Here is a 26,078-nt window from a genome sequence, read left to right on the forward strand (position 1 = left end):
AAAACAATTTTTGCTTTAAACGTTTTATACTTCTGCTTGTCATACATTCAGCAACACCAATGTGACAGGCCATCTTAAACATACATTATTATGAAATTTATTAATAAAATATGCGGTATTAGCTTAATAGCATTTTTAATAATGCTTGCCGCACCAAACATGAGTAAAGCCCAGGAAGGAGGCTATGTATCCGACCAGGAGTTTTACGACGAACTTGACCCTTACGGTACCTGGGTTAACGACCCGCAATACGGTAACGTTTGGATCCCGGACGCCGGCGACAATTTCAGGCCATACGCTACCCGGGGCCACTGGGTAGTAACCGACTATGGCAATACCTGGGTATCCGATTATGAATGGGGCTGGGCCCCGTTCCACTATGGGCGCTGGCGCTATGATGATTATTATGGCTGGGAATGGATCCCGGGCCATGAATGGGCACCGGCATGGGTAAGCTGGAGGCACGGCGGCGGTTATTACGGCTGGGCGCCTTTACAGCCAGGTATAAGTATCAATATCTCTTTTGGCAATAGTTACAATGTGCCCGACAATTACTGGGTTTGCGCGCCACAGGCATACATCACCAGGCCAAATATCTATAATTATTATGTGCCGCAAACACGGGTAGTTAACATTATTCATCAAACAACAATTATTAACAACACCTATGTTAATAATAACCGTACCTATATAGCCGGCCCAAGAATTAACGAGATCAGGCAGGTTACCAACAACCGTAACGTACGTGTTTACAACATTAACAACGCTAACCGGCCAAACGGCGGCGGCAGGGTAGTTAATAATACAGTAAATATTTACCGTCCGGAAGTAAGAAAAGCACCCGATGCACGACCTGCAAGGGTAGTAAACGCTGCCGCTTACAGGCAGCAAAACCCTAATGATGGCATCGCCAACAGACGCGGCGGTAACGCAACTATCAACCCCAATAATGCGGCCCGTCTGCGTCAAATTGCCCGTAACGAAAGACCTGATAACAAAATAGTACAGGTTAACCATCCAGGCCCGGCAGCCCGGCCTAACCCGGAAAATGGAGCACGCCCAAATCAGCCAAATGCAAGGCCGGGAGACAATCAAGCTCAGCGTCAGCAACAGGCTCAGCAACGCCTGCAACAGCAACAAGCACAAAGGCAACAACAGCTTGATCAAAGACAAAATAATCAAACCCAACGCCAGCAGCAACAACAAGCCCAGCGTCAGCAACAATTACAGCAAAGGCAGCAAGATCAACGGGTAAAAAGCGAGCAGCAGAACCGTCCGCAGGCCCAGCAGGAACAGCAAGCCCAAAGGCAACAACAAGTACAACAGAGACAGCAGCAACAGCAGGCCCAAAGAGAGCAGCAGTTACAACAGCGCCAGCAACAACAGCAGGCCAGAGGTGAACAACAGCGCCCACAAAGCCAACCTGACCAGCAGGCACAAAGGCAGCAACAGGAACAACAACGTCAGCAAGCTCAAAGAGAGCAGCAGTTGCAGCAGCGCCAGCAACAACAGCAAGCTCAACGTCAACAACAGGAGCAACAGCGCCAGCAACAACAGCAGGCTCAACGTCAGCAGCAGGAGCAACAGCGCCAGCAACAAATGCAGGCCCAACGTCAGCAGCAGGAACAACAGCGCCAGCAACAAATGCAGGCTCAACGTCAGCAGCAGGAACAACAGCGCCAGCAACAAATGCAGGCTCAACGTCAGCAACAGGAACAGCAACGCCAGCAACAAATGCAGGCTCAACGTCAACAACAGGAACAGCAACGCCAGCAACAAATGCAGGCTCAACGTCAGCAGCAGGAGCAGCAACGCCAGCAACAACAACAGCGTCAGCAACAGCAGCAACAACAACAACGCCAGCAGCAGGAAAGGCGACCTGCAAACCGGTAGAATAAATTTATAACCGCTACAATAAACAGCACGTATAAAGCATTATATGCGTGCTGTTTTTTTTATAATCGCTATTATTAACAATGAAGAAATTCCTGCATATTAATTATTTTATCATCGCACTTGTTATCGTACTCAGTTCCACCGTCAGGGCACAGGAAAACGTAAGCAAGTCATCAACCCAAATCAACTTTATTGAAAACTCCTGGACCGAAGCTCTAAAACAGGCTGCCCGTCAAAACAAATATATTTTTGTTGATGCTTATGCCACTTGGTGTGGTCCCTGCAAAATGCTCAAGGCTACCACATTTAAAAACAACAAAGTAGCCGATTTTTACAACGATAATTTTGTAAATGTAGCTATCGACATGGAAAAAGGACAAGGCCCTGCCCTGGCTGCCGAATGGGGACTGCAGGCCTACCCTACCATGATTATATTTACCAGCAAAGGCAAACCCGTATCAGGAACCGTAGGCTATATCAGGGCAAATGACCTCATTAAATTTGGCAGGCAGGCATTGAATAAATAGTTCAATTGAACCTATAAAAAAAGACCGGCGCTATAAGCAACCGGTCTTTTTTTTAACTCAATTAACAACTTTATTTAGGTGTAGATAAAAGTACCTACTAATAAAGCCAACACCTGGTCCATAGATAATGGCTCATCAAAAGCTGCGGTAGCCACCTCAACAGAAGTTGAAGAGCTTGATAAACCAGGTAATGTGGTAACGTTAACACCACCCTGGGTAACGTTTTGTTCGCCATCGTAATTTCCGTTAACCTGCGTCACACCGGTATCATTACCCAAAGTAGCGGTACTGGTAATCCACGGGGAAACACCCAGCAACTGTCGGATAGCCGATGCGTGGCGGGCTTCAACCGCATGGATTGATAAAGCCGCGGTCAAAATATCTTTATTGCCCAGCAAGTTAGGTGCCTGGCCTTTATAAGCACGTACACCCGTATCTTCAAAAGCCAGCGCCACCTTCAAAAACAAGTTGTAATTTCCGAACAAACCTTTAAAGGGCCCGTTACCTGTGCCGCCGCCTGCTGTAAAATCAAACTTGGGCGAAGTAACCGGCGTACCGCCCGAAGCTGTAATGGCTGATTTCAGGAAGGCCACATGTTGGTTTTCGTCGTCTTTTACTGTGTTGATATAAGAGGCGCCTGCAGCAGGGATCAAACCTGCTGAGGCAGCACCTGTATTATAAAATGACGACTCAAGATATTCAAGTGTTAAAGCATAATTTAAAACCTCAATCACTGTTGGAGCAGCAGCAGCCCCGTACGCCTTTTTGAGCATGGTACCCATGGCAAACGGCACAGCAGCCATAGCCACTTTTGAACCGAAGCTGGTTATATTTTTGATAGCTGCACGACGCGGATTAAGCCTGTCGTTCAGTTCGGGATCAAATTTTTCTATTTCGTCTATTATATTAAATAAATTCATGGCGATGTGGGTTTAAGCTGTGTAACTGTAATTGGATGCACTCACTTTAGTTTTGAGGTAGGTGTTTGCGATAGGCAATACCTCGGCAATGGTAGCTGATTTATTCAAACCGTTGCTGTCTACCTGGTCATCGGCAGCAAATGACCCTGCCATCAGGATATTGCTGATCAATGCTGCGTGCCTGGCCTCAACCGATACAATTTTACCGGCAATGGTTAAATAACCGGCATCCTTAATCAGGTAACCTGCACCATCATAAGCTTTAACACCGGTATCTTCAAATGCTTTAGCAGCACCAAGTACGGCTGCTTTTTTGGTAAAATCGATAGTGCTGAAATCGGTGGTAAGAGCAGGGATTGCATTACCTCCTAAAGCAGCTTTGAAAAATTCACGGTGGAGTATCTCATGATCACGAATACTTGTTAAAAGCGCTCTTTCATCGGAGGTCATCCCCGAATATGGGGTGGTAATTACCTGGATATAAAACGCAGCTTCCAGTTGCTCAAGCGCGTAAGCGTAGTTAAGGATCGCAAGATCGCCTTTGGCACCGATATCAATGCCCCCGCCAACAATTACCTTATGGTCTTTGTGACAAGCTGCTGTAGCTAAGAGTCCGGCTGATGCCACGCCTAACCCTGCATAGCGTAAAAATGACCTCCTGGCCATATTTGCTCCGCCTATGCTTTCCTGTTCAGATGTTTTCATAGAATTCGATTTTTAATGCTATAATTAGTTATCTTGTAGATGGATATACGCCCGTTATAATCCAACAGATTTCAATTTACGATAATTAATCTACTCTTAATTGGAGTGTTTAACTGCAGGTAAAACCCATGGCCCTATTTACAGCTAAAAAAACTTCAGAAAAAATTGAGAATAATAAAAAAGGCCGAAACACTCTCGCAGTTTTTCGGCCCTACATCTACCTATGAAAACAACCCTTTGAGAAGGGTGTTAATACTTATCCAAACCGGGTGCCAAATCATAAAACCGCTTTAAACTTCTATAAATAAGCTTTTTGGAGCTAACAGTTGTCACCGTGTGGAAAGCAATCCCAAAATCGGGGATTATAAGCTACTGTCATTAAATATTCTTAATTAAAAAGCAATCAGATCAGAGAGAGATTGAAATTTCCGCTAAATAAAAAAGGCCGGACAACTCTCGCAGTTATTCCGGCCCTACATCTACCTATGAAAAACAACCCTTTGAGAAGGGTATTAAACTATATTCAAACCTGATGCCAATGTTTAAAAATGGCTTTAAATGCCTAATTGGCAGCTTTTTAAAACACAACCGCACCTCAATGTGTAGAAATGACACCCAAAACCGGGAATTAATTTCCCAATGGTTAATTTCGGCAGGCTACATTTTAATTATCAGGCAACATAACGCCGTAATAAAAAAAGGCCGGACAACTCTCGCAGTTGGTCCGGCCCTACATCTACCTATGAAAAACAACCCTTTTTAGTAAGGGTATTAACTGTAATTCAAACCAGGTGCCAAATGCCAAAATGCCTTTCCAGTACTCAGAACGCATTTTCAAAGGCGTAGTGAATATAAAGTGAGTAAATACTTTCCTGGAAATAGTGGTATAATTTTCCCAGAGGTTAAAACTCGATCGGCTAAACTACCTCACCCATCATCACCCAGACTGGATGACCTATCCGGTTACATAAACCTGCTTAAAGAGGAAACCGGCACCAAACATTGGATAATAAAAAAGGTCGAAATACTCTCGCAGTATTTCGACCCTACATCTACCTATGAAAAACAACCCTTTGAGAAGGGTAATAACATTTATTCAAACGAAATGCCAATTGTTAAACATGCATCTATATACCTTAAAAACAGCTTTTTAATATTACTTAAATATTAAACTGTAGATTTTTTCCCCAAACGAGGGTGCAATTTCCACACCCGGGGAAACAGATTAAAAAATCAAACAATTCTGAGTATTAAATGCTTAATAAAGAAACCATCCCATATAAACTTTGTTAAACCGATTATGGACTATAATGTATATTTACTGGCAACCGATCCCCAAAACCCCTGTAGGGATGTGATCCATTCCAGGGATACACGCCTCAAGGTAAAAGTTTACTGTCTTGATGAAGAACAATTTAGTCCGGATGATAACGAGATCCAGCTTTATGGATACGCCGATCAGAAGCTTTACGCCTTTGAAACGGTTAGTGTAGCTGCCGAAGACGCGCTGGATTTGGTAGGCGCCATACAATGGTATGCCCACTATATCGAATTTCCGGAAATGGAAATCCTCCCGGAAGACCCCCGTCCGCGTGCCCAGTACAGGGATGTGAAGTAAATTACTAAAATACATCTCATTAAAAATCAATATATTACAAAAAATGCAAAATATTTTTTGAAGAATAAACATCAAGCCCTATATTTGCAGTCCCAAAAGCAAGGGAGCTTAGCTCAGCTGGTTCAGAGCATCTGCCTTACAAGCAGAGGGTCACTGGTTCGAACCCAGTAGCTCCCACCAAAAGCCTGACAGTAATGTTGGGCTTTTTTATACTTGCGCTCTTCGCTAAATACTTCACGAAAGTATTTGCATTATATGGCAAAGTGATTTAACTTCGCCGCTCGGTTTTGCCAAAACGATGGTAAAATTAAAAACAAAGGGAGCTTAGCTCAGCTGGTTCAGAGCATCTGCCTTACAAGCAGAGGGTCACTGGTTCGAACCCAGTAGTTCCCACAAAAAGGCCTTGCAATTGCAGGGCCTTTTTATTTAAAATCAGCCTTTAAAGTCTTTCAAACTCATTTTTATCGCAATACGCTTTGAGTTAATCCCCCTTGAAACTATCCACAAAAGCTTTAACCGCATCTGCCGTGGTTTGAAAAAATGCCGGCCCGGCAAGTAATGTTATTTGAGTTAAAGGCTTAGCCGAACTCAGCAAGTGATCTTTCAAAAAAGCCTCGGTTTCATAGGCGCTTATAGCGCCTTTAATAATGTTGACAGCAACAACGCCTGTAGGCGAATCAATACCAGCATCCTTTAAATCGCTGGCATGCGAATAACTGCTTACCCCCAGCCTTAAAGCTTCGCGCATTTCCACACGGCCAACACTGATCATTAGTTCAGGATTAAAGGACTTTCGGTCGCCAAGCCCTATGATCAGCAACTTTCCGGCAGGCAAGCTGCCAACTGATGGTGTAATAAGCATTGTTTCCAGGGTCCGGCCTTCAAACCTGCCGCTTTTACGCAATTCGGTGAGTATCCCTTTTAAGGCCTCATCTACATGTACAAGGCCGTTAAGATTGCGTGGCAATGCGGGCGGTGAATTAAAAATATCGCCCTCTGTGTATTCAAAAACACAAATTACCTGAAGTGGTGTTTGCTGATTGGAGGGTGATTGAACTGCAGTTGATATTGTTATACCGTCTATTTGGCCAATTGTTGCCGATGTACCGGGAGCGGGTAAAGTTGACACTTGTGTTTGTGCCCAACCCTTTGTAAAACTTACTAAGCTGATAATTGCCATTGCAAACATCAGCTTTAACGAGCCCGTATGCGATTTTATAGCTGCTTTCTTAATTATTGTAATATTGTGTTCCATGGATGACGATGTTTAAATTGATATTATTTATCTCTCTCATTAATACATCAAAAGTGGAGGAAATTGAAAAACAAAAAGATGACGTAGATTAAGAAATAAAAAATCATCTTAAAAGCTAAATAAATCTAAACGCGATTCCACCATATCATATATGAGGCACAACCAAAATGTTAAGCATTTTTTGTTCTTTTGCTTTAGCCTATGCAAACGTTAAAACAGTTAAAAAACGGAGAATTAAAAGGAGCAGTATCGCTTAAACTATCAGAAAATCTTTCCCACTTTCCTATTGAAATTTTTGAACTGGCAGATACACTGGAATATCTTGATCTTTCATTCAATAAACTGAACGCATTACCGTCAGATTTTGGCCGCCTCCAAAAGCTGAAAACCTTTTTCTGTTCAGAAAACCAATTCACTGTTTTGCCGGAAGTATTGTCCGACTGCCCATTTTTGGACATCGCAGGGTTTAAATCGAACCGAATAGAAAAGGTGCCGCCAGCATCGCTTAATCCTAATCTTCGCTGGCTCATCCTTACCAACAACAGGATTACCGAGCTACCCGCTCATATAGGCAACTGCAGCAGGATGCAGAAACTAATGCTTGCGGGTAACAGACTAACAAAACTGCCGGCTACACTTGCAGGCTGTCGTAACCTGGAGCTGCTCAGGATTTCCGCCAATCAGCTAAGTGAATTTCCCGAATGGCTCTTATCTATGCCCAAACTATCATGGCTGGCGTTTTCGGGCAATCCTTTCAGCTATAAACCAACAGTACATTCACTTACAGCGATTGATAGCGGCGAATTGGAAATCAACCAATTGCTTGGCGAAGGCGCATCCGGTGTTATCTCCAAAGCTACCTGGCGGCATGCCGGTGAAACCACTGAGGTTGCGGTTAAAATATTCAAAGGAGCAATTACCAGCGATGGCCTGCCCGAAGATGAGATGAACGCCTGTATTACCGCAGGCAACCATGAGGGATTGGTAGAATTAATAGGCCAAATCGCCAATCATCCCGAAAATAAAAAAGGGCTGGTGATGAAGCTCATACCAGGGAGTTTTTACAATCTCGGCCTGCCTCCCAGCCTTGTTAGCTGCACGCGTGATGTTTTTAAGCCTGATCTGACTCTGACACCCGAACATGTATTAAAAATTGCAGGTACCATTGCATCCGTGGCGGAGCACCTGCACTGCAAGGGGATTATGCACAGCGACTTGTATGCACACAATATTTTGATTGACGATGAAGCCAACACACTGTTCAGCGATTTTGGGGCCGCATGTTTTTATGATACAGCCAATACAACAGTAGCCGACAAACTTGAACGGCTTGAAGTAAGGGCTTTTGGCTATTTATTAGACGACCTGGCAAGGCTATGCAATGATACAGAACATCCTGATCTTAAAAAGTTATTAGTTTTGAAAGAAAGCTGCCTTAGCGAACAATTAATGAACAGACCCACATTTCAATATTTAAACGCAAAATTTTCCGGATTAAAATAACCAGCCAAACCTGCCGTATTCATCCGAAACGCTACAGCGAATTTCATTTCCCTGACGACCTGTTTTATTTTGGAAAAACAAGCACACGCCCGCAATATTTTTATTTTTTTAGAAAAATTTAAACAAAAAACGATAGTTTTTAATAATCCGTCGATTCATTTAATCTATTCGTCGGTTTTTTTTTGATTTTAGCAATCCATGTATTAGATTTGTAGCTATTTCAATACAAGGTTACCACCTTGATTTGTGATAAGGTTTAGGTTTAAAGCCTCCAAGCAGCGAGTGCAAGGAGGCTTTTATTGTTTAGTCTTATCCATAACGCATCAACTAAAGTTTTAGTATATGAAAAAGTCTAAGTTGAAAGTATTTAGTCGAAAGTATTTATTTGTAACTGCCACCCTTGAGATCAGTGATTTATGATTTAAAATACTGTGGTGGCTCCGGCTGAGCAATGTTGCAATACCTATCCGGGTTTGAACTTACGACTAACAACTCAGGACTTAAGGCTTACTTATTTTCCTTCACCACATCAATAAGCCAGGTTACCAGGCCTATAAAGCCGGCAATAAATAACCCTGCTCCTGCACCGCGCGCGTAATCGTCCCATTTTTCGCCGGGGCCACTGGGAATGGCCATCCCTGCCGAAAACAGAATAATACCTATTAATAAAAGATAAACAGAGCGTTTTGCTTTATTTTTCATCGGCGTAAATTAAAAAAATCATTTTTAATTTCTGTATTTTTGCAACCTCCTAAAAAAGAGGTGAAATTATAGATGTACAAGGAATATAAGCAGTTAAACTTATCGCAAACCGGCAAAGAGATACTGGACTTCTGGAAACAGAAAAATATTTTCGAGAAAAGCATTACCAGCCGTCCGGCAGGTAACCCTTATACTTTTTATGAAGGGCCGCCGAGCGCTAACGGTATGCCCGGTATTCACCACGTAATGGCGCGCTCAATTAAAGATATTTTTTGTCGCTACAAAACCCTTAAAGGCTACCAGGTAAAACGTAAAGGTGGCTGGGATACCCACGGTTTGCCTATTGAGCTTGCCGTTGAAAAAGCCCTGGGCATCACCAAAGATGATATCGGCAAAAAAATTAGCGTTAAAGATTATAACGATGCCTGCCGCAAGGAAGTTATGCGTTATACCGATGTTTGGAACGACCTGACCGAAAAAATGGGCTACTGGGTTGACCTGAACGATCCGTACATCACTTACAAAAACGAATACATTGAAAGCCTTTGGTGGATCCTTAAACAGCTGCACAACAAAGATCTGCTGTATAAAGGTTACACCGTACAGCCATACTCTCCAAAATCAGGTACCGGCCTAAGCTCACATGAGCTTAACCAGCCTGGCACCTACAAAATGGTGAAGGATACCACCATCACCGCGCAGTTTAAAGTTAAACGCGACGGCGATTCGGAGTTTTTGTTCAACGGAATAGATACGGAAGTATTTATCCTTGCCTGGACAACTACCCCATGGACTTTACCATCAAACTGCGCCCTCGCAGTTGGCGAAGCCATTACCTACGTTAAGATCAGCACCTTTAACCCTTACACCTACCTACCGGTTTGTGTAGTTTTGGCTAAAGACCTGATTAAGAAATACTTTAAAGCTGAAGGTGAGAATGCTTCGTTCGCTGATTACAAAGGCGGGGACAAGATCATCCCATGGAAAATTGAGGCAGAAGTAAAAGGCAGTCAACTGGTGGGCATCCACTACGAGCAGTTGATGCCTTATGTAACCAACGAGGATCTGGAGAAAAATGCGTTCCGCGTTATTCCTGCCGACTTTGTTACCACGGAAGACGGTACCGGTATAGTACACACCGCATCTGTTTTTGGTGCGGATGACTTCAGGGCATGTAAGGAAAACAATGTACCATCGGTAATGGTGAAAGACGAGACCGGCAAAGATGTTCCGTTGGTGAACAAACAAGGCCGTTTTGTGGATGAAGTTACCGATTACGCCGGCCGTTACGTTAAGGAAGAATATTATACCGACGCCGAGCGTGCCGAAGAAGGTTTTAAACCGACCGACGTACTCATCTCTATCAAATTAAAAACAGAGAACCGCGCGTTCGACGTTAAAAAATACGAGCACAGCTACCCGCACTCATGGCGCAGCGATGAGCCGATATTATACTATCCGCTCGATAGCTGGTTTATCCGTACCACTGCTGTGAAGGATAAAATGGTGGAGCTTAACAAAACCATCAACTGGAAACCTGAATCAACAGGTACCGGTCGTTTTGGTAACTGGCTGGAAAACCTGGTTGACTGGAACCTATCGCGTTCACGCTACTGGGGCACCCCGCTGCCCATCTGGCGCGAAGAAAATGGAACGGAAGAGATCTGCATTGGTTCAATTGCCGAATTAAATGAAGAGATTGCAAAATCGATCAAAGCAGGTTTCATGCCTGAGGGTTTTAAGTTGGAAGACATGCACCGCCCTTATGTTGATGATGTTGTTTTAGTATCATCAACCGGCAATAAAATGCTGCGCGAGCCTGACCTGATCGACGTTTGGTTTGACTCGGGCGCTATGCCTTACGCACAATGGCATTTCCCGTTTGAAGGTCAGGAAGAATTTAAGAATGCGTACCCGGCAGATTTCATTGCCGAGGGCGTTGACCAAACCCGCGGCTGGTTCTTCACCCTGCACGCTATAGCCGTAATGTTGAGCGAAGCAAGTGACGAGGTGAAAGCTATCAATGAACAGGTTGGCAATAAAGGTATCGCGTTCAAAAACGTAGTATCAAACGGCCTGGTGCTTGATAAAAACGGCAATAAAATGTCTAAACGATTAGGCAATGCCGTTGATCCGTTCGAGACCATCGAAAAATATGGAGCTGATGCCGCCCGCTGGTACATGATCAGCAATGCATCGCCATGGGATAACCTTAAATTTAACGAAGAGGGTATAGATGAAGTTAGGCGTAAGTTTTTTGGTACACTGTATAACACCTATTCATTCTTCACCCTGTACGCTAACATTGATAAGTTCACTTACAGCGAAGCCGAAATTGAAATCAGCAAACGCCCTGAAATTGACCGCTGGATCATATCACTGTTAAACACCCTGAGCAAAGAGGTTGACGGTTACTATGCCGATTTTGAGCCAACCAAGGCGGCCCGTGCTATCCAGGAATTTGTTGATGTGCATTTCAGCAACTGGTTTATCCGTTTAAGCCGCCGCCGCTTCTGGAAATCTGATAATACAGAAGATAAACTTTCCGCTTACCAAACATTATATACCTGTCTCATCGCTATCAGCAAACTAATGTCCCCAATTGCACCATTCTTTGCCGATAGATTATATTGCGATCTGAATGCTGTTACGGGTAAAGAGGAGTTTGAATCGGTACACCTGGCTTACTTTCCTGAGTATGACAGCGCTTTGGTTGATGCCGAGCTTGAAGAGCGCATGCAGCTGGCACAGGATGTTTCGTCATTAACCTTGTCACTTCGTAAAAAGGTGAATATCAATGTGCGCCAGCCATTGAGCAAAATTTTATTGCCAATACTGGATAAAAGCTTTAAATTACACGTTGAGCAGGTAAAAGACCTCATTTTGTCTGAAACTAACATCAAGGATATCGAGTATATTACCGATACCGCAGGGTTCATCAAAAAGAAAATAAAGCCAAACTTTAAGGCCTTAGGCCAAAAAGTAGGTAAGGATATGAAAGTTGTAGCCGAAGCCATCACAAATTTCAGCCAGGAAGATATTGCCGCTTTAGAAACTAACGGTAACATCCCGGTTCTTGATGGCAAATACGAAGTATTAGCTACCGACGTTGAGATCATAGCCGAAGATGTTCCCGGATGGCAGGTGGCAAATTTGGGAAAACTAACCGTGGCTTTAGATGTTACCATAACCAACGAATTAAAACAGGAGGGTATCTCGCGCGAGTTTATCAACCGTGTGCAGAATATACGTAAGACCAAAGGATTTGAAGTAACTGACAGGATAAACGTGCAGGTAAGTAGCACCCCGGCGATCAGAGAGGCCGTGGAAAACAATCTATCCTACATTTGCGCCGAAATTTTGGCCGACAGCATTACGTTTGTGGATAACCTTACCGGGGGCGAACCTGTTACAATTGACGAACAAGAAATATTGATTGCTATTAGTAAAGTATAATGAAACAAGAACAAGAAAAAACCAGATATTCTGAAGCTGACCTGCAGGAATTTAAAGGGATTATCCTGGATAAAATGCGCATAGCCCGCGAAGAATTAAATTCATTGGCTACGTCATTGAGTTCGCCTAATGCCAACGGCACCGATGATACCGCCGGTACTTACAAAACATTAGAAGATGGCTCGGCCACGCTTGAAAAAGAGCAGATAAACCAGTTGGCTGCACGTCAGAAAAAATTTATTGAGCAGCTTGAAGCCGCGCTTGTACGTATTGAAAATAAAACTTACGGTGTTTGCCGCGAAACAGGCAAGCTGATCCCGAAAGAGCGTTTACGTGCTGTTCCGCACACAACCCTCTCTATGGAAGCTAAATTAAAGCAATAAATGAAGGCTGCTTATACCAAACCTTTTTTAACTGCTGCCTTTATTATCCTTGCCGACCAGATCATCAAGACCTGGGTCCGCGCGCACATGCAACTCCAGGACGAAATTCGTTTCCTGGGAAGCAGGGGGATGCTGCACTATACCGAAAACAACGGTATGGCATTTGGTATGGAGTGGGGCGGCGATGCAGGCAAACTGGCTTTAACGCTGTTCCGCATAGTTGCGGTTTGCGGTATAATTTACACCCTTATTTATTTAATTAAACACAAATACCACCGCGGGCTCATCATGAACGTAGCGCTCATTTTAGCCGGTGCCATGGGCAATATTATCGATTCAACCTTTTATGGTATAATGTATAAATATGCCCCTTTATTTCATGGCCGTGTGGTTGATATGTTTTACTTTCCGCTATTGCGTGGCACCTATCCGTCTTGGTTCCCGTTTTGGGCAGGCGAGTCGTTCGAGTTTTTCAGGCCGGTTTTTAACCTGGCCGATGCCTCTATCTGTGTAGGCGTAATTATGATTCTCCTGTACCAGAAGCGCTATTTTAAACACGAAAAACCAGAAGTAGCCAGCCCCAACAGCGAAATGGTTGAAGAATAAAATTATTAAATACTTAATATATTAAAGCCGCGATAAGCGGCTTTTTTGCTTTAACCCAATAATCAGAAGTCATGCTGGACTTGTTTCAGCACCCCACTCGCTAAGCACCAGCATGCTTAACGTCGACTAATTACATGGGGTCCCGAAACAAGTTCGGGATGACGGTAGGTGTTCGTTCCTCAAAAATCCACGTAAACCAACCTGCAAACCTGCTTACTACTCCTGTTGGCATCGGTAACAATCAATGCCCCCTTCTTAAACAGGGCTATACCTTCCCAGTTATTTTTGACACCATCAAATGAACGTACATATTTCCACTGCTTACTTTTACGGGTGTCCAACATCACAATCGCTGCGTAAGGGTTATTATGCAAGTAGTTAGGATCAGTACTCAGTTTATTCCCAAGTTCAGGAATCAGTTTACCCATAGCTGCCTCGGGCTTCTTAACCCAACTGTTATTTAAATAGGCATCATAATCACCATTCCAAAAATAGTTGACACCATAGATCTTCCCATCACCGGCTGCTGCTATGTCCGTGATCCTGAAATACAGGAATGGTGTTGTAATTTGCTGAGGCATCTTACTAAACGAAGTATCTATCAAGTAGCCGCAGCCACCTTTAGACATTGCATTAAACTCATAATAAGCCAGCAATTTGTTTTCTTTAGGGAGATAGGTAACACTTTCAAACCCGGCATTGCTGATGGATGGATATCTTCGCAGGGAAATAAAATGCTCCGGGTCAATTATCACTGCTCCTTTAAAGGTATCTAATTTGCCCTTCAGCACAAAACAGTATGGGTATTTATCGTCCGTTTCGATAGAAAGGAAAACCGTATTATTAGCGATGCTGATAGCTTCAAAGCCTTCATAGTTTGCTTTTACAGAATCGGGGAGCAAGTTCAAATTTTTTACGCTGATGGTTTTAAAGGCTGATAATGCTGTATCCTGTCCGTCAATAACCCTGTTAATACTATCTGCAAGGATACTATACAGGTTAAATGTGCCATCCAATTTTGTTTCTTTATGATCGCCGTATTGCGGTTCGAGGTAAAGGCGACCGCCATAAATGGTCATACCCGAAAATTCTTCGTTTACACCGTTGATGGCTTTTGGCAGAGGGATATTTTTATACCTATTTTGCGCCCTCGCAGCCATTGCCGAAAGGACGGTTATAACCAGCATAAATAACAATCTTCTCTTTTTCATGTCGCCCGGATTATGTTGATTAAAAATAGATAATAAAGTCCGGAAAACTTTAACCTATGCCAATCAATAAAACCCACTTTAACACGTTATATATCACCACAAGCAACTAAATAGTGTATATTGGGACTTAACACGGCCGGATTTAACAATTATTACCAAACATTGTGAGTGTTAAACAGATATATCCGCCGCGATATATAACGATTTAACACTTTTTAACATTTAAGCATGGATTTTAGTTGGCGAAAAATTGAGCGGGTGTTTAAGTTTGCCTACCGAAACAAAAAAAATTAATGGAAGAACAAAATAGTTACACAGGAAATGTTTCATCAGCAGCTCCGGCAGCTCCAACATCGTATTCAACCGATATCAGGGCACTGAATGAAATGATACAAAGGGAAAGCGCGTTTATCGACCTGCTGCTTATGGAGATGGATAAAGTGATCGTTGGTCAGCGTTATATGGTTGAGCGTTTGCTGATCGGTTTACTGGCTAATGGGCACATTCTATTGGAAGGTGTACCGGGACTGGCAAAAACCCTGGCCATCAATACCCTGTCAAGAGCTATTCAGGCTGATTTTAGCCGGATCCAGTTTACTCCGGATTTGCTCCCTGCCGACGTATTGGGTACCATGATCTACAACCAAAAGAAAGAAGAGTTCATTGTGCGCAAAGGACCAATCTTCTCCAACTTTGTTTTGGCCGATGAGATTAACCGTGCGCCTGCCAAAGTGCAAAGCGCGCTGCTTGAGGCCATGCAGGAACGCCAGGTAACTATCGGCGATACCACCTATAAACTGCCCGATCCGTTCCTGGTACTGGCAACCCAAAACCCTATTGAGCAGGAAGGCACTTATCCCCTGCCCGAGGCACAGGTTGACCGTTTTATGCTAAAAGTAGTGATCAAATATCCTAACAAAGAGGATGAGAAAAAGATCATGCGCGCCAATATCTCGCCTTCGGGCATGAATAAGCCAAACGCCATCATCAAGCCAGATGAAATCATCAAGGCTCGCAAAATTGTGCGCGAGGTTTATATGGACGAAAAAATAGAGCAATACATCATCGATATTGTTTTCGCTACCCGTTTCCCCGATCAGTTTAAGCTTGCCAAATACAAAACACTGATCACCTTTGGCGCATCGCCAAGGGCAAGTATCAGTTTGGCGCTGGCAGCAAAAGCATATGCCTTTATTAAACGTCGCGGTTATGTGATCCCCGAGGATGTACGCGCAGTTTGTCATGATGTGTTAAGGCACCGTGTTGGCTTAAGCTACGAGGCAGAGGCCGAAAACATCACCAGTGAGGATATCATTACCGGCATCCTGAACGTGGTTGAGGTACCGTAACCCCACCCAAACCCTCCCCGGAAGGGAGGGCTTTAGAAGCAGGGTATTATTAATTAACTAAAACATTCAAAAGTCTCCCCTACCGGGGGAGATTTAGAGGGGGCCTATGGAAACCAAGGATCTGCTAAAAAAGGTAAGGAAGATAGAGATCAAGACCCGTGGCTTAAGTAACCACTTATTTTCGGGCGAGTATCACTCGGCTTTTAAGGGGCGTGGTATGGCCTTTAGCGAGGTGCGCGAATACCAGATCGGCGACGAGATCCGTACTATCGACTGGAACGTAACCGCCCGCTTCAATGCGCCATACGTAAAAGTATTTGAAGAGGAGCGCGAGCTTACCGTGATGTTATTGATGGATGTGAGCGGTTCTGAAAACTTCGGCACACAAAACCAGCAAAAGCAGGACCTGGCAACTGAACTCTGCGCGGTACTGGCATTTTCGGCCATACAGAACAATGATAAGGTGGGCGTGATATTTTTCAGCGATAAGATCGAGAAGTTTATCCCGCCCAAAAAAGGCCGCAGCCATATCCTGATGATCATCCGTGAGCTGATAGCTTTTCAGCCCGAAAATAAAGGTACCAATGTAGCCGAGGCTTTAAAATACTTCACAAGCGTTATCAAAAAGAAATGTACTGCTTTCGTGATATCTGATTTTATTACGCCCGAATTTGAAAGTGAGCTCAAGATCGCCAATAAAAAACACGATATCATCGCTTTAAAACTGTACGATAAACACGAGGAAGAGTTCCCTAACCTGGGCCTCATTCCGGTTAAGGACGAAGAAAGCGGCCATATCATGTGGGTAAATACCGGTGATAAGGCCGTTCGCGATGCCTTTAAATGGGATGCTGTGAAACGCAACGCCGCCCTGCAGGACGCTTTTCGTCGCTCGGGGGTTGATTATACTACCATTGGCACACATGAATCATACGTTAAACCATTAATGACATTATTTAAAAAGCGGGAAGGCCGGCGGTAAAATATATGAACAGGTACATTAAATACACCCTGGCTATGTTGGTATTGCTTGCAGGCTTTTATCAAACAGGCAGGGCGCAAAACTTTGGGGCTAAAGCTACACTGGATAAAAAATCTATCCTGATAGGCGAGCAAACACAGCTCAACTTAAGCATCCGTTTTCACGCTAAAGACAGCATCGGCTTTCCTAAACTGGCCGACAGTATAGGCAAAATCCAGGTGGTAAAATTTAAAGCTGATACTGCTTTTGACCCGGGCGATAAATCCATCAAAACTGTAACCCGGCATTATACTATTACTGCTTTTGACAGCGGTACTTATGTTATACCGTCATACGTGTTCAAATCGCCGGTAGGTGATTTACCAACGGATACATTAAACCTTGATGTTAAAACAGTTGCGGTTGATACAACTAAAGCATTTTATGATATTAAACAGCCGCTTACCATTAAATATACTTTTTGGGATTGGCTGCGTGATAACTGGAAGCTGATTGCAGGTATACTGGCAGGTTTGATTGTTGGCGGAGGTTCGATATTTTATCTGCTCAAAAAGCCTAAAAAAGAAGTTGTTGTTGAAGAGGTTAAACCCGACATTCCGCTGCATATCCAGGCACTTCAAAAGCTTGAGGAGATCAAAAGCAAGCAGCTCTGGCAGCACGATCAGGTTAAGCAATATTATATTGAACTGAGCGACGTGGTGCGCGAGTACCTCGAAAAAAGGTACACGATACAGGCCCTCGAGCAAACATCCGAAGAAATTTTTGCCAGCTTAAGGCATATGGACATCGCCAGCGAAGACAGGAACCTGCTAAGGCAATTGCTTGTGCTATCGGACATGGTGAAATTTGCCAAAGAGAAACCTGCGGCCCATGAAAATGAAAAGAGCATGGAAAACGCTGTCACCTTTATTAAGGACACACAGCCTCATGCCCAGCCAACCGATGTAAATGTGAAGGGAGATGAGGCAAAATGATTTGGTTTAAAGGAATAGAATTCGCTCATCCAAGCTTTTTCTGGCTGTTCATCAGCATTCCGCTTATGGTGGGCTGGTACATCTGGAAACAAAAGCAGCTGCAGGGTAACCTGGCTATGCCAACTATCAGGGGCTTTGCCATGATCACCAAAAGCATGCTGCCCCGTTTCAGGCATTTGAGCATCATATTACGTTCGCTGGCTATGGCGGCGCTTATTGTTGCGCTGGCAAGGCCGCAATCGTCGTTAAGCTGGCAGGATACTACGACCGAAGGTATTGATATCGTTATTGCATCAGATATCTCGGGCAGTATGCTTGCCGAAGATTTTAAGCCCAACAGGCTTGAGGCCGGCAAAAACATCGCCATCGATTTTATCCAGAACCGCCCTAATGACAGGATCGGCCTGGTAGTTTTCAGTGGTGAAAGCTTTACGCAATGTCCGCTCACCATCGATCACTCGGTATTGGTAAATCTTTATGCCGACATCAAAAACGGGATGATTGAAGATGGAACCGCCATTGGCATGGGTTTGGCAACAGCCGTAAACCGTTTAAAGGATAGCGAGGCCAAAAGTAAAGTAGTGATCCTGCTTACGGATGGTTCAAACAATTCGGGCTCTATCCCTCCGGTTACCGCTGCCGAAATTGCCAAACAGTTTGGTGTAAGGGTTTATACAGTTGGTATAGGTACCAACGGCTATGCCCCCTATCCTGTTCAAACGCCAATGGGTGTACAATACCAGCGCATGAAGGTTGATATTGACGAAGGTACGCTGAACAAAATTGCCACCATTACCGGCGGCAAATACTTCAGGGCTACCAACAACAGCGCATTGAAGGATATTTACGAACAGATTGACAAACTGGAAAAAGCCAAGATTGATGTTACCCAGTACCGCAAAAAAACAGAGCGCTTTTTACCGTTCGCAATTATCGCACTGGCGCTTTTATCGTTGGAATTTTTAACAAGACACACCCTGCTTAAGGGAGCTATAACATAACAGCATGCTACGTTTTGCAAATACAGAATTTTTATGGGGATTGCTTGCTATTCCGCTGCTGCTCTTTATTTTTTTGAGGGTAAACTGGTGGAAACGTAAAGCAATTGCCTCGCTGGGTAATAAGGAGGTGGTGATGCAGCTGATGCCACAGGTATCCTTTTCACGCCCCTGGATCAAGTTCATCTTTTTTATTTTAGCCTATGCGCTTGTTGTTATCGGCATAGCTGACCCTCAGCTTGGTTCAAAAACCGAAGAGGTAAAACGCAAAGGCGCTGACCTGATGATCCTGCTCGACGTTTCAAACAGTATGCTGGCGCAGGATTTGGCCCCTAACCGGCTGGAAAATGCCAAACGTGCACTATCTCAACTGATTGATAAACTGCACGACGACCGTATCGGCATCGTTGTATTTGCGGGCCAAGCCTATGTACAACTCCCGGTAACTACCGATTACGCAGCGGCCAAACTGTTCCTCAATACCATTAACACCGAAATGGTGCCAACGCAGGGTACTGCCATTGGTGCGGCAATTAACCTGGGGATGCAGTCGTTTGATTTTAAGAACGGCACCGGTAAATCCATGATCATTATTACCGATGGTGAAAATCATGAGGATGATGCCGTATCGGCAGCCAAAGCCGCTTTAGCCAGAAATGTTACTGTGAATGTGGTTGGTGTAGGTTCGGAAGAGGGTGCGCCGGTTCCAATTTACCAGGGTGGTAAACAAGTTGGGTTTCACAATGACAGCACCGGACACCCTGTAGTTAGTAAACTTGATGAGGCTATGGGCAAGGAGATTGCCGAAGCCGGTAACGGCGTTTATGTACGTGCCAACAATGCCAACAGCGGCCTTAACATTGTGATGGACCAGATTGCCAAGGTGCAACGCAAAATGACGGATACCAAACAGTTTAAGGATTTTGAAGACAGGTTCCAGTTTTTCCTGGGCATTGCCTTTGTGCTGTTACTGGTTGAGTTCTTCATCTCCATTCGCAAAAACATGCGCTTGAGCAAGATCAAATTATTTGAAGTAAAAAACACATGAAGCAATATATCATAGCCATTTTATTAGTGCTGCAGGCTTCATTTCTTTTTGCCCAGCAGGAAAGAAAATACCTGAGGCAGGGTGACCAACTCTATCAGCAAAAAAAGTATAAAGAAGCCGAAGCCGCGTACCGCCAGGCCATGAGCAAAAAGGCCAAAACCCTGGAGGGTAATTTTAACCTTGGCGACGCCATGTTTAAGCAAAAAAAATATGATGATGCCGCCGCACAGTTCAATAAACTGGCAACTGCATCTATTGATAAAAATGTAAAAGCAGGCGCCTATCACAACATTGGCAACTCCTTTTTAACACAAAAAAAATACCAGGAAAGTATCGACGCCTATAAAAAAGCGCTGGTTAATAACCCTAAAGATGAGGAAACCCGGTATAACCTTGCCTATGCCCAAAAAATGCTGAAAAACCAGCAGAATAAAAATAAAGGCGGCGGGGGCAACAATAATAATAAGGACAAGGACAAAAACAAGGATAAGAATAAAGATAACAAAGACAATAAGGACAAGGATAAAGACAAAAAAGACCAGGATAAAAATAAGCAGGACCAAGACAAGAAGGATCAGGATAAGCAAAACCAGGATCAGAAAGATCAGCAGGGACAGCAGCCAAACCAACTGTCAAAAGATGATGCGCAGCGGATGCTTGATGCCCTCAACAATGATGAAAAGCAAACCCAGGATAAGCTGAAGAATAAAAAATTAAAAGGTGCTAAGGTGCCTATTTCAAAAGATTGGTAAATCTTTGTTGTTTTGTAAATACTAATGAAAATTAAACTTTCCATATTAACGCTGCTGCTGTGTTGCTCAAGCCTGGTTTTTGCACAGGTAAAATTCACTGCGTCGGTAAATAAAACCACTATAGGCACAGGCGAGGTCCTCGAGGTCACCTTCTCCATCAACGCCAATGGCGAGCGTTTTGCGCCGCCTGCTTTTGGCGGCTTCCAGGTAGTTGGCGGCCCCAATGTATCCAACAGCATATCCATGATCAATGGGGTTACTTCGGCAAGCATAGCATATGGGTATGATCTTGTACCAACAAAAGAAGGTGAAATAACCATTGGCCCCGCTACTATTGTAGCAGGCGGAAGGCCTTACAGCACTGCCCCGATTAAAATTAAAGTAGTAAAAGGCCAGGGCGGGCAGGCCAATCAGCAGGCCCAGCAGCAAAGCAGCAACGGGCCCGATAGCCGCAACATTCAAAAAGGGCGTGTAAGCGATATATCCAAATCATTGTTTTTACGTGCCGAGGTTGATAAAACAACCGCCTACATGGGTCAGCAGATCATGATGAACCTGCGCCTATACACCCGGGTTAACATCGCCAACGGCGAACCGGAAAAAATCCCCGATCTTAATGGTTTTTACAGCCAGGAGATCAAAAACACCAATCCTAACGCCCAATGGCGCACCGAAATTTTAAATGGTGTACGGTACAACGTAACCGATATTAAACAAACCGTTCTGTTTCCCGAGCATGAGGGCAATATCACTATTGAGCCTTCTGTCATGAACTTTATAGTACGGCAGCAGGCCGCTTCATCATCAGGCGACCCCTTCGATGCATTCTTTGGCGGATATGAGGATGTGAAGTACAAGATTAAAAGTGCGCCCGTTGTCATTCACGTGAAACCACTGCCATTAGCAGGCAAGCCTGCCGAATTTACAGGCGCTGTGGGCAAGTTTAATATTGAGGCTTCGCTTGATAAAAATGATGTTAAAGCTAATGATGCCATTAATTACACCATAAAGGTAAGCGGCGCAGGCAACCTGAAGTTGTTGAAACCGATAACGCCAACTTTCCCAGCCGACTTTGAGAAGTATGAGCCCAAGATCACCGATACCATTACCATAAATGCCAGCGGGGCATCAGGTAGCAGAAAATACACTTATCTGCTGATCCCGAGGCACCAGGGCGATTTTACTATCGACCCGGTTAAATTCGCTTATTTTAACCCAGCCACCGGCCGGTACGTTTCATTAAGCACCCCGGCATTTCATGTTAAGGTTGCCAAAGGCAGCAGCGATGGCAGTAACGTTACCGCCTTTTCAAACGCCGGCAAACAGGATGTTAAGGTGCTGAGCAATGATATCCGCTATATAAAAACCGGCACTGAATTAAACGAAGTCGGCAGCGATTTTTATGGCTCTGGATTATATTATTTCCTGCTGATCTTGGGTCCGGCAGGTTTCTTAGGCGCTTTGGTTTACGGTAAATGGCGAGATAAAAATAATGCCGACGTGGTTGGTTTAAAAAGTCGCAAAGCAGGTAAAGTGGCAGCCAAACACCTGGCCAGCGCCAAACAGCAACTAAACGATAAAAAGGCTTTTTATGAAAACCTCTTCCGCGGTTTATATGGCTATTTGAGTGATAAACTTAATATTCCTTACGCAGATCTTAACCGTGAAAAGATAGCTTCGGAACTAAAAGCCCGCTCGCTTGATGAAAGCCTCATTAACGAGATGTTGGGCACACTCGATCTTTGCGAAATGGCCCGCTATGCCCCTGTATCAGGCATTACCGAGCAACAGGTATTTGATAAGGCCCAGAACATGATCAATAACATTGAAAATAAAATATAACATGATGAAGCGCATTATATACTTACTGCTCATCATCGTTATGCCGATATCTGCATTAGCTAACGATGAAGCTAACATCCTGTTAAAAAAAGGGAACAACCAATACGCCAAAGGTCAGTATAAGGAAGCCATAACCACCTACCAGAAAATTGTGGACGATGGGCACCAGTCGGCATTGGTTTACTATAATTTGGGCAATGCTTATTTTAAAAATGAGGATGTGCCATCGGCGTTGCTTTACTATGAAAAGGCCCATAAACTTTCGCCGGGCGATGAGGATATCAATTTCAATATCCAGTTTGCCAATCAAAAAACAACCGATAAGGTAGAGGCCGGTACCGAGTTTTTCATTACCAAATGGTGGCACTCGTTTATTCTCCGCTTTTCATTAACAACTTTGGCGGTGATGACGATTCTGTTCTTTATAGCGGGATGTGCATTGCTGATCGTGTACAGGTTTACTAATTCGGTAAGCATTAAAAAATGGTCGTTTTATTCGGCTTTGGTAATCTTACTTTTCGGTTTCGCGAGCATGTTTGTTGCAAGTCGCCAGGATCAATACTTTGATGCCCATCACGGCGCTATCATATTCAGCACGTCTGTTAATGTAAAAAGCGCGCCAACGCCCAACGCTAAAAATCTGTTCCTGATCCATGACGGTACAAAGGTTGAGATACTGGAAAACAACAACGACTGGATGAAGATCAGGCTGGCCAGCGGCAACGAGGGCTGGATCAATGCTTCGGACGCTAAGGAAATATAGTTTTTGAGGAGGTGAAAGGATAAAGGTAAAAGGCGAAAGGTTGCTTTTTAAACTCAATTCTTTCTTTCACTGGTCGAAGTTTAGTGATATCGCAACTTCGTCCTAAAACTGTGGAAGCATTCTGCTTCCGCGGATTATCTATTGCAGATGTTCAGTTAAGCTGAATGGTTACCCATTTTGGGTCCAAGGTTCGCTATCGCTAAACTTAAACCAGGTGTGGCTTGGGCAGCAATTAAACTACGGACATCAAGGAAAATCCAAAAGAATTTTAATATTAAATCAAAATTGATCCCAAAAGTCAGGACTTTGTTGATCCATATCCAAGTCATCATTATAATGCGACCATGATTCATCATTGCTTAAGTCGTTATAATCATAACTAAGAGCTTCACGTTTTCCGTCTTGAATGTCTTCGAAACGATATTTGCCATATAGCACTAATGTTTTTTCAACTTCACGATAGTAACTTAATGAGCCATTCTTTAGTTTATAATTATACTTTAAATTATTAAGAGCCGCTTGACTATTTTCCTGCGAATAATCAAAATCAGGATAAAGATCGCCGATAAAGGCGTCTCCAAAAGTGTCATCCAGAGCTTGATAAGTTTTTATTTCAGAAACCCACTTGTCCCAAAAGTCGATTTCTTCTCTTGAAAAATTTCTAACATCTGGACGATATATATCGACTTTGTTTAAAAAGTAAGCAAACCAATGGCTTAATTCAGGTAATTGATTTTCTTTAAACAAGTCCTGATAGGAGCCTACGTACCCCCGGTCTGTTTCCGGAAGATTGAAAATGCTATCTATCTGTTCAAAAATAAAGCTATCATATTTATTAAAAATGGTTATCATGCTTTAGCCAATTTTTTTTGCTATAAAATCATCTTTAAAGGTATTAAACATGTGCGAGAATAGCTCCATTTGAACATGTTTTCAAACCTTATACTAAAAAATTTAAATAATTGTCTAAAGGAAGCAACACATAAAACCCGCCGTCCGCTGCGTCTAAGGATGACTATTCTATGGCTGTCCGTAGATCTGTCTACGGATTCATAATGCCTGTAGTTTGCAACTACAAGCCATCAATGGGTTGAAGTTCACACTATCGCTAACTTTAGCCAAAGATTTATTTGGTGAATATCGATTCGTTTACTTTTCCTGTACCGGGGTCAATTGTAAATCTAAATCCGCACCAATTAAATGAAACCAATTTCAGATTTTGGATTTCAATACTTATAAAAGGGCAATATCCGATAATGTCAAGATTTTCGCTTCTTTCAATTTGCCATAAAATCTCACCGTTAAAATCTATGGCATACACATTCTGATTAAATTTAGTATCCCCCGAAATATCTAAAAGAACAACAATTTTGCTGTCGAATACCAACGTATCCTGTATCGAAAAATCAAACTCTATGAATTTTCCTGTTTCAAAAATTATCTTCTTTTGGTCTACACGATAGCTTCCTACATTCATAATTTAATATAATTAATGTTAGTAGAATATGGGTGGTCTATTAGTAAGCTCGGTGTTGCCTAAAATAGTTGCAATATCCTATTTTCACGGACTGTGTCAATTGCAGGTATTCAGTTAAGCTGAAAGCTTAACCTATTTTAGGTCCAAGTTACGCTATCGCTAAACTTGAACCAGTATTTGTGTATTTGCTTTGGGCTTAAAGCCTTAAGCTTTCGGCTTTATGCTGTGTTTCGCTAACAGCTCCAGTACATCTTCTTCGGTACCGGTAAAAGGGCCTGATGATTCTATTTTAAAACTGGCCATAGCAGCAGCAAACTCGCCGGCCTCCTGGAAACCCTTCCCTTTGGCGCGTTGGTATAAATAGCCTGCCATGTAAGTATCACCGCAACCTGTAGCATCAACTACTTCAACCGGTTTGTAGGCCGGGATCTGATAATAAACACCATCTGTATAAATCACCGAGCCCATACTGCCTAATGTAACCACTACCTCTTTAACGCCCCAGTCATTCAAAACTTTGGCACCTTCATGAATGTCAGTTATACCAGTAAGTACTTCCATTTCATGTTCGTTCACCTTCAGGATATGGATATGTTGCAGAGCGTCACGCTTTTCGGGCCAGTCGATGGCTATTACGTTTTTATCTTCTACCTTACGCAGGTAGCCCTGTGCGTCAAGAGAAAGCTTGCCCCGTTGAGCCAAGTTCTTTATAAATTCTACGGAGATATCATCGGCCAGTAAAGGGCCTAAATGATAAACGTCGGCCTGGATCTCGTCAAGCTGTTCAATAGTGAAGGGATCCGCTTTTTGTAACACGCGCTGGGTACGGTGATCCTGGTTAACAGAGTAAATATTTTCAAAGTAAACCGTTTCGCCGCCTGTAGTAGCATGTACTTCGATACCTTTGTTACGGAGTTTTTCAACAACCGGCATTTCGCTCAAAGCAAGCGAGGTAACCAGGGTATAATTCACATCCATGTTACGGATGGCGTTTGAAAAGTAAAAAGAAGTACCGCCAGCCATGTGTTTAACCGCTTGCGGTGTTACCACTTTATCTAACGTAATATGCCCTACACAACAAATATCGTACATGAAATTTCCCTATTATGAT

23 protein-coding genes and 2 tRNA genes are annotated in these 26,078 nt (G+C 43.5%); 17 read left to right on the forward strand and 8 right to left on the reverse strand.

All coding sequences use genetic code 11. The annotated features are described in order from the left end of the window. The first annotated feature begins 90 nt into the window (after positions 1-90). Positions 91-1,893 carry a DUF6600 domain-containing protein gene (locus tag IEX80_RS21275; RefSeq protein ID WP_188834082.1) on the forward strand — a complete coding sequence of 601 codons (1,803 nt, stop codon included), beginning with the start codon at positions 91-93 and terminating at the stop codon, positions 1,891-1,893. Positions 1,894-1,976: 83 nt separating this feature from the next. After that, positions 1,977-2,423 (forward strand): thioredoxin family protein, encoded by a 447-nt coding sequence (locus IEX80_RS21280; RefSeq protein WP_091173590.1) that lies wholly within the window; start codon positions 1,977-1,979, stop codon positions 2,421-2,423. A 74-nt stretch (positions 2,424-2,497) separates the two neighbouring features. Here the strand turns inward: IEX80_RS21280 and IEX80_RS21285 are convergent, their stop codons facing one another. Further along, on the reverse strand, positions 2,498-3,343 hold the full coding sequence (locus IEX80_RS21285) for a ferritin-like domain-containing protein (protein ID WP_090535042.1): 846 nt from the start codon (positions 3,341-3,343) through the stop codon (positions 2,498-2,500). A 12-nt stretch (positions 3,344-3,355) separates the two neighbouring features. Continuing rightward, positions 3,356-4,048 carry a ferritin-like domain-containing protein gene (locus IEX80_RS21290; RefSeq protein ID WP_090535041.1) on the reverse strand — a complete coding sequence of 231 codons (693 nt, stop codon included), beginning with the start codon at positions 4,046-4,048 and terminating at the stop codon, positions 3,356-3,358. Between the two features lie 1,300 nt (positions 4,049-5,348). Between IEX80_RS21290 and IEX80_RS21295 the strand changes: the two genes are divergently transcribed. The 3 genes from IEX80_RS21295 to IEX80_RS21305 all read left to right on the forward strand — a co-directional run bounded on the left by IEX80_RS21295 (position 5,349) and on the right by IEX80_RS21305 (position 6,059). Then, the gene (locus tag IEX80_RS21295; RefSeq protein ID WP_090535036.1) at positions 5,349-5,666 is read left to right on the forward strand and encodes a hypothetical protein; all 318 of its coding nucleotides are present in this window, start codon (positions 5,349-5,351) and stop codon (positions 5,664-5,666) included. A gap of 102 nt (positions 5,667-5,768) precedes the next feature. Next, a tRNA-Val gene (locus IEX80_RS21300) sits at positions 5,769-5,846 on the forward strand. A 138-nt stretch (positions 5,847-5,984) separates the two neighbouring features. Then, positions 5,985-6,059, forward strand: a tRNA-Val gene (locus tag IEX80_RS21305). An 88-nt stretch (positions 6,060-6,147) separates the two neighbouring features. Here IEX80_RS21305 and IEX80_RS21310 read toward each other — a convergent pair. Next, on the reverse strand, positions 6,148-6,921 hold the full coding sequence (locus IEX80_RS21310; protein ID WP_229701711.1) for a M17 family peptidase N-terminal domain-containing protein: 774 nt from the start codon (positions 6,919-6,921) through the stop codon (positions 6,148-6,150). Between the two features lie 201 nt (positions 6,922-7,122). On the opposite strand from IEX80_RS21310, the gene IEX80_RS21315 reads away from it, so the two are divergent. Then, positions 7,123-8,424: a leucine-rich repeat-containing protein kinase family protein gene (locus IEX80_RS21315; protein ID WP_188834083.1), complete on the forward strand. Its 1,302-nt coding sequence runs from the start codon at positions 7,123-7,125 to the stop codon at positions 8,422-8,424. Between the two features lie 507 nt (positions 8,425-8,931). Here the strand turns inward: IEX80_RS21315 and IEX80_RS21320 are convergent. After that, positions 8,932-9,126, reverse strand: a complete 195-nt coding sequence (locus IEX80_RS21320; protein WP_090533806.1) for a hypothetical protein — start codon at positions 9,124-9,126, stop codon at positions 8,932-8,934. A gap of 72 nt (positions 9,127-9,198) precedes the next feature. Between IEX80_RS21320 and ileS the strand changes: the two genes are divergently transcribed. From ileS to IEX80_RS21335, 3 genes are read left to right on the forward strand one after another with little or no spacing between them, the layout of a single operon-like run. After that, positions 9,199-12,582, forward strand: coding sequence for an isoleucine--tRNA ligase (gene ileS / locus IEX80_RS21325; RefSeq protein ID WP_090533804.1), 3,384 nt, complete (start codon positions 9,199-9,201; stop codon positions 12,580-12,582). Continuing rightward, positions 12,582-12,965: a TraR/DksA family transcriptional regulator gene (locus IEX80_RS21330; RefSeq protein WP_090533802.1), complete on the forward strand. Its 384-nt coding sequence runs from the start codon at positions 12,582-12,584 to the stop codon at positions 12,963-12,965. The genes ileS and IEX80_RS21330 overlap by 1 nt, the downstream gene beginning before the upstream one ends. Further along, the gene (locus tag IEX80_RS21335) at positions 12,966-13,571 is read left to right on the forward strand and encodes a lipoprotein signal peptidase (protein ID WP_090533800.1); all 606 of its coding nucleotides are present in this window, start codon (positions 12,966-12,968) and stop codon (positions 13,569-13,571) included. A 179-nt stretch (positions 13,572-13,750) separates the two neighbouring features. Here IEX80_RS21335 and IEX80_RS21340 read toward each other — a convergent pair whose 3' ends face one another. Then, the gene (locus IEX80_RS21340) at positions 13,751-14,782 is read right to left on the reverse strand and encodes a hypothetical protein (protein ID WP_139160056.1); all 1,032 of its coding nucleotides are present in this window, start codon (positions 14,780-14,782) and stop codon (positions 13,751-13,753) included. A 293-nt stretch (positions 14,783-15,075) separates the two neighbouring features. On the opposite strand from IEX80_RS21340, the gene IEX80_RS21345 reads away from it, so the two are divergent. The 8 genes from IEX80_RS21345 (at position 15,076) to IEX80_RS21380 (ending at position 23,490) form a co-directional block, all read left to right on the forward strand. Further along, a complete protein-coding gene (locus IEX80_RS21345) occupies positions 15,076-16,131 on the forward strand; it encodes an AAA family ATPase (RefSeq protein WP_090533796.1) in 1,056 nt (351 codons plus the stop codon). Positions 16,132-16,237: 106 nt separating this feature from the next. After that, the gene (locus IEX80_RS21350; protein WP_176626649.1) at positions 16,238-17,113 is read left to right on the forward strand and encodes a DUF58 domain-containing protein; all 876 of its coding nucleotides are present in this window, start codon (positions 16,238-16,240) and stop codon (positions 17,111-17,113) included. 5 nt (positions 17,114-17,118) lie between these two features. Beyond that, positions 17,119-18,087 (forward strand): hypothetical protein, encoded by a 969-nt coding sequence (locus IEX80_RS21355; protein WP_090533792.1) that lies wholly within the window; start codon positions 17,119-17,121, stop codon positions 18,085-18,087. Then, a complete protein-coding gene (locus IEX80_RS21360) occupies positions 18,084-19,088 on the forward strand; it encodes a vWA domain-containing protein (RefSeq protein ID WP_217633220.1) in 1,005 nt (334 codons plus the stop codon). The genes IEX80_RS21355 and IEX80_RS21360 overlap by 4 nt, the downstream gene beginning before the upstream one ends. A gap of 4 nt (positions 19,089-19,092) precedes the next feature. Further along, complete coding sequence (locus IEX80_RS21365; RefSeq protein WP_090533789.1) at positions 19,093-20,133, forward strand: vWA domain-containing protein; 1,041 nt, start codon at positions 19,093-19,095, stop codon at positions 20,131-20,133. Next, positions 20,130-20,885, forward strand: coding sequence for a tetratricopeptide repeat protein (locus IEX80_RS21370; protein WP_090533785.1), 756 nt, complete (start codon positions 20,130-20,132; stop codon positions 20,883-20,885). Before IEX80_RS21365 ends, IEX80_RS21370 begins: the two co-directional genes overlap by 4 nt. A 24-nt stretch (positions 20,886-20,909) precedes the next feature. After that, the gene (locus tag IEX80_RS21375; RefSeq protein ID WP_090533783.1) at positions 20,910-22,727 is read left to right on the forward strand and encodes a BatD family protein; all 1,818 of its coding nucleotides are present in this window, start codon (positions 20,910-20,912) and stop codon (positions 22,725-22,727) included. Position 22,728: 1 nt separating this feature from the next. Then, positions 22,729-23,490, forward strand: coding sequence for a tetratricopeptide repeat protein (locus tag IEX80_RS21380; protein WP_229701712.1), 762 nt, complete (start codon positions 22,729-22,731; stop codon positions 23,488-23,490). 279 nt (positions 23,491-23,769) lie between these two features. Here IEX80_RS21380 and IEX80_RS21385 read toward each other — a convergent pair whose 3' ends face one another. The 3 genes from IEX80_RS21385 to IEX80_RS21395 form a co-directional block, all read right to left on the reverse strand. Further along, the gene (locus tag IEX80_RS21385) at positions 23,770-24,342 is read right to left on the reverse strand and encodes a hypothetical protein (protein WP_090533781.1); all 573 of its coding nucleotides are present in this window, start codon (positions 24,340-24,342) and stop codon (positions 23,770-23,772) included. Between the two features lie 274 nt (positions 24,343-24,616). Next, complete coding sequence (locus IEX80_RS21390; protein WP_090533780.1) at positions 24,617-24,967, reverse strand: DUF7957 family protein; 351 nt, start codon at positions 24,965-24,967, stop codon at positions 24,617-24,619. A 204-nt stretch (positions 24,968-25,171) separates the two neighbouring features. After that, positions 25,172-26,059, reverse strand: coding sequence for a PfkB family carbohydrate kinase (locus tag IEX80_RS21395; protein ID WP_188834084.1), 888 nt, complete (start codon positions 26,057-26,059; stop codon positions 25,172-25,174). Between the last annotated feature and the right edge of the window lie 19 nt (positions 26,060-26,078).

This window comes from Mucilaginibacter rubeus (genome assembly GCF_014643835.1).
Taxonomy (GTDB): domain Bacteria; phylum Bacteroidota; class Bacteroidia; order Sphingobacteriales; family Sphingobacteriaceae; genus Mucilaginibacter; species Mucilaginibacter rubeus.

What these genes read in the sequence shown, in the direction of transcription:
- IEX80_RS21275 (WP_188834082.1), top strand. Translation starts at nt 91, where the DNA reads ATGAAATTTATTAATAAAATATGCGGTATTAGCTTAATAGCATTTTTA.
- IEX80_RS21280 (WP_091173590.1), top strand. Translation starts at nt 1,977, where the DNA reads ATGAAGAAATTCCTGCATATTAATTATTTTATCATCGCACTTGTTATC.
- IEX80_RS21285 (WP_090535042.1), bottom strand. Translation starts at nt 3,343, where the DNA reads ATGAATTTATTTAATATAATAGACGAAATAGAAAAATTTGATCCCGAA.
- IEX80_RS21290 (WP_090535041.1), bottom strand. Translation starts at nt 4,048, where the DNA reads ATGAAAACATCTGAACAGGAAAGCATAGGCGGAGCAAATATGGCCAGG.
- IEX80_RS21295 (WP_090535036.1), top strand. Translation starts at nt 5,349, where the DNA reads ATGGACTATAATGTATATTTACTGGCAACCGATCCCCAAAACCCCTGT.
- IEX80_RS21310 (WP_229701711.1), bottom strand. Translation starts at nt 6,921, where the DNA reads ATGGAACACAATATTACAATAATTAAGAAAGCAGCTATAAAATCGCAT.
- IEX80_RS21315 (WP_188834083.1), top strand. Translation starts at nt 7,123, where the DNA reads ATGCAAACGTTAAAACAGTTAAAAAACGGAGAATTAAAAGGAGCAGTA.
- IEX80_RS21320 (WP_090533806.1), bottom strand. Translation starts at nt 9,126, where the DNA reads ATGAAAAATAAAGCAAAACGCTCTGTTTATCTTTTATTAATAGGTATT.
- ileS (WP_090533804.1), top strand. Translation starts at nt 9,199, where the DNA reads ATGTACAAGGAATATAAGCAGTTAAACTTATCGCAAACCGGCAAAGAG.
- IEX80_RS21330 (WP_090533802.1), top strand. Translation starts at nt 12,582, where the DNA reads ATGAAACAAGAACAAGAAAAAACCAGATATTCTGAAGCTGACCTGCAG.
- IEX80_RS21335 (WP_090533800.1), top strand. Translation starts at nt 12,966, where the DNA reads ATGAAGGCTGCTTATACCAAACCTTTTTTAACTGCTGCCTTTATTATC.
- IEX80_RS21340 (WP_139160056.1), bottom strand. Translation starts at nt 14,782, where the DNA reads ATGAAAAAGAGAAGATTGTTATTTATGCTGGTTATAACCGTCCTTTCG.
- IEX80_RS21345 (WP_090533796.1), top strand. Translation starts at nt 15,076, where the DNA reads ATGGAAGAACAAAATAGTTACACAGGAAATGTTTCATCAGCAGCTCCG.
- IEX80_RS21350 (WP_176626649.1), top strand. Translation starts at nt 16,238, where the DNA reads ATGGAAACCAAGGATCTGCTAAAAAAGGTAAGGAAGATAGAGATCAAG.
- IEX80_RS21355 (WP_090533792.1), top strand. Translation starts at nt 17,119, where the DNA reads ATGAACAGGTACATTAAATACACCCTGGCTATGTTGGTATTGCTTGCA.
- IEX80_RS21360 (WP_217633220.1), top strand. Translation starts at nt 18,084, where the DNA reads ATGATTTGGTTTAAAGGAATAGAATTCGCTCATCCAAGCTTTTTCTGG.
- IEX80_RS21365 (WP_090533789.1), top strand. Translation starts at nt 19,093, where the DNA reads ATGCTACGTTTTGCAAATACAGAATTTTTATGGGGATTGCTTGCTATT.
- IEX80_RS21370 (WP_090533785.1), top strand. Translation starts at nt 20,130, where the DNA reads ATGAAGCAATATATCATAGCCATTTTATTAGTGCTGCAGGCTTCATTT.
- IEX80_RS21375 (WP_090533783.1), top strand. Translation starts at nt 20,910, where the DNA reads ATGAAAATTAAACTTTCCATATTAACGCTGCTGCTGTGTTGCTCAAGC.
- IEX80_RS21380 (WP_229701712.1), top strand. Translation starts at nt 22,729, where the DNA reads ATGATGAAGCGCATTATATACTTACTGCTCATCATCGTTATGCCGATA.
- IEX80_RS21385 (WP_090533781.1), bottom strand. Translation starts at nt 24,342, where the DNA reads ATGATAACCATTTTTAATAAATATGATAGCTTTATTTTTGAACAGATA.
- IEX80_RS21390 (WP_090533780.1), bottom strand. Translation starts at nt 24,967, where the DNA reads ATGAATGTAGGAAGCTATCGTGTAGACCAAAAGAAGATAATTTTTGAA.
- IEX80_RS21395 (WP_188834084.1), bottom strand. Translation starts at nt 26,059, where the DNA reads ATGTACGATATTTGTTGTGTAGGGCATATTACGTTAGATAAAGTGGTA.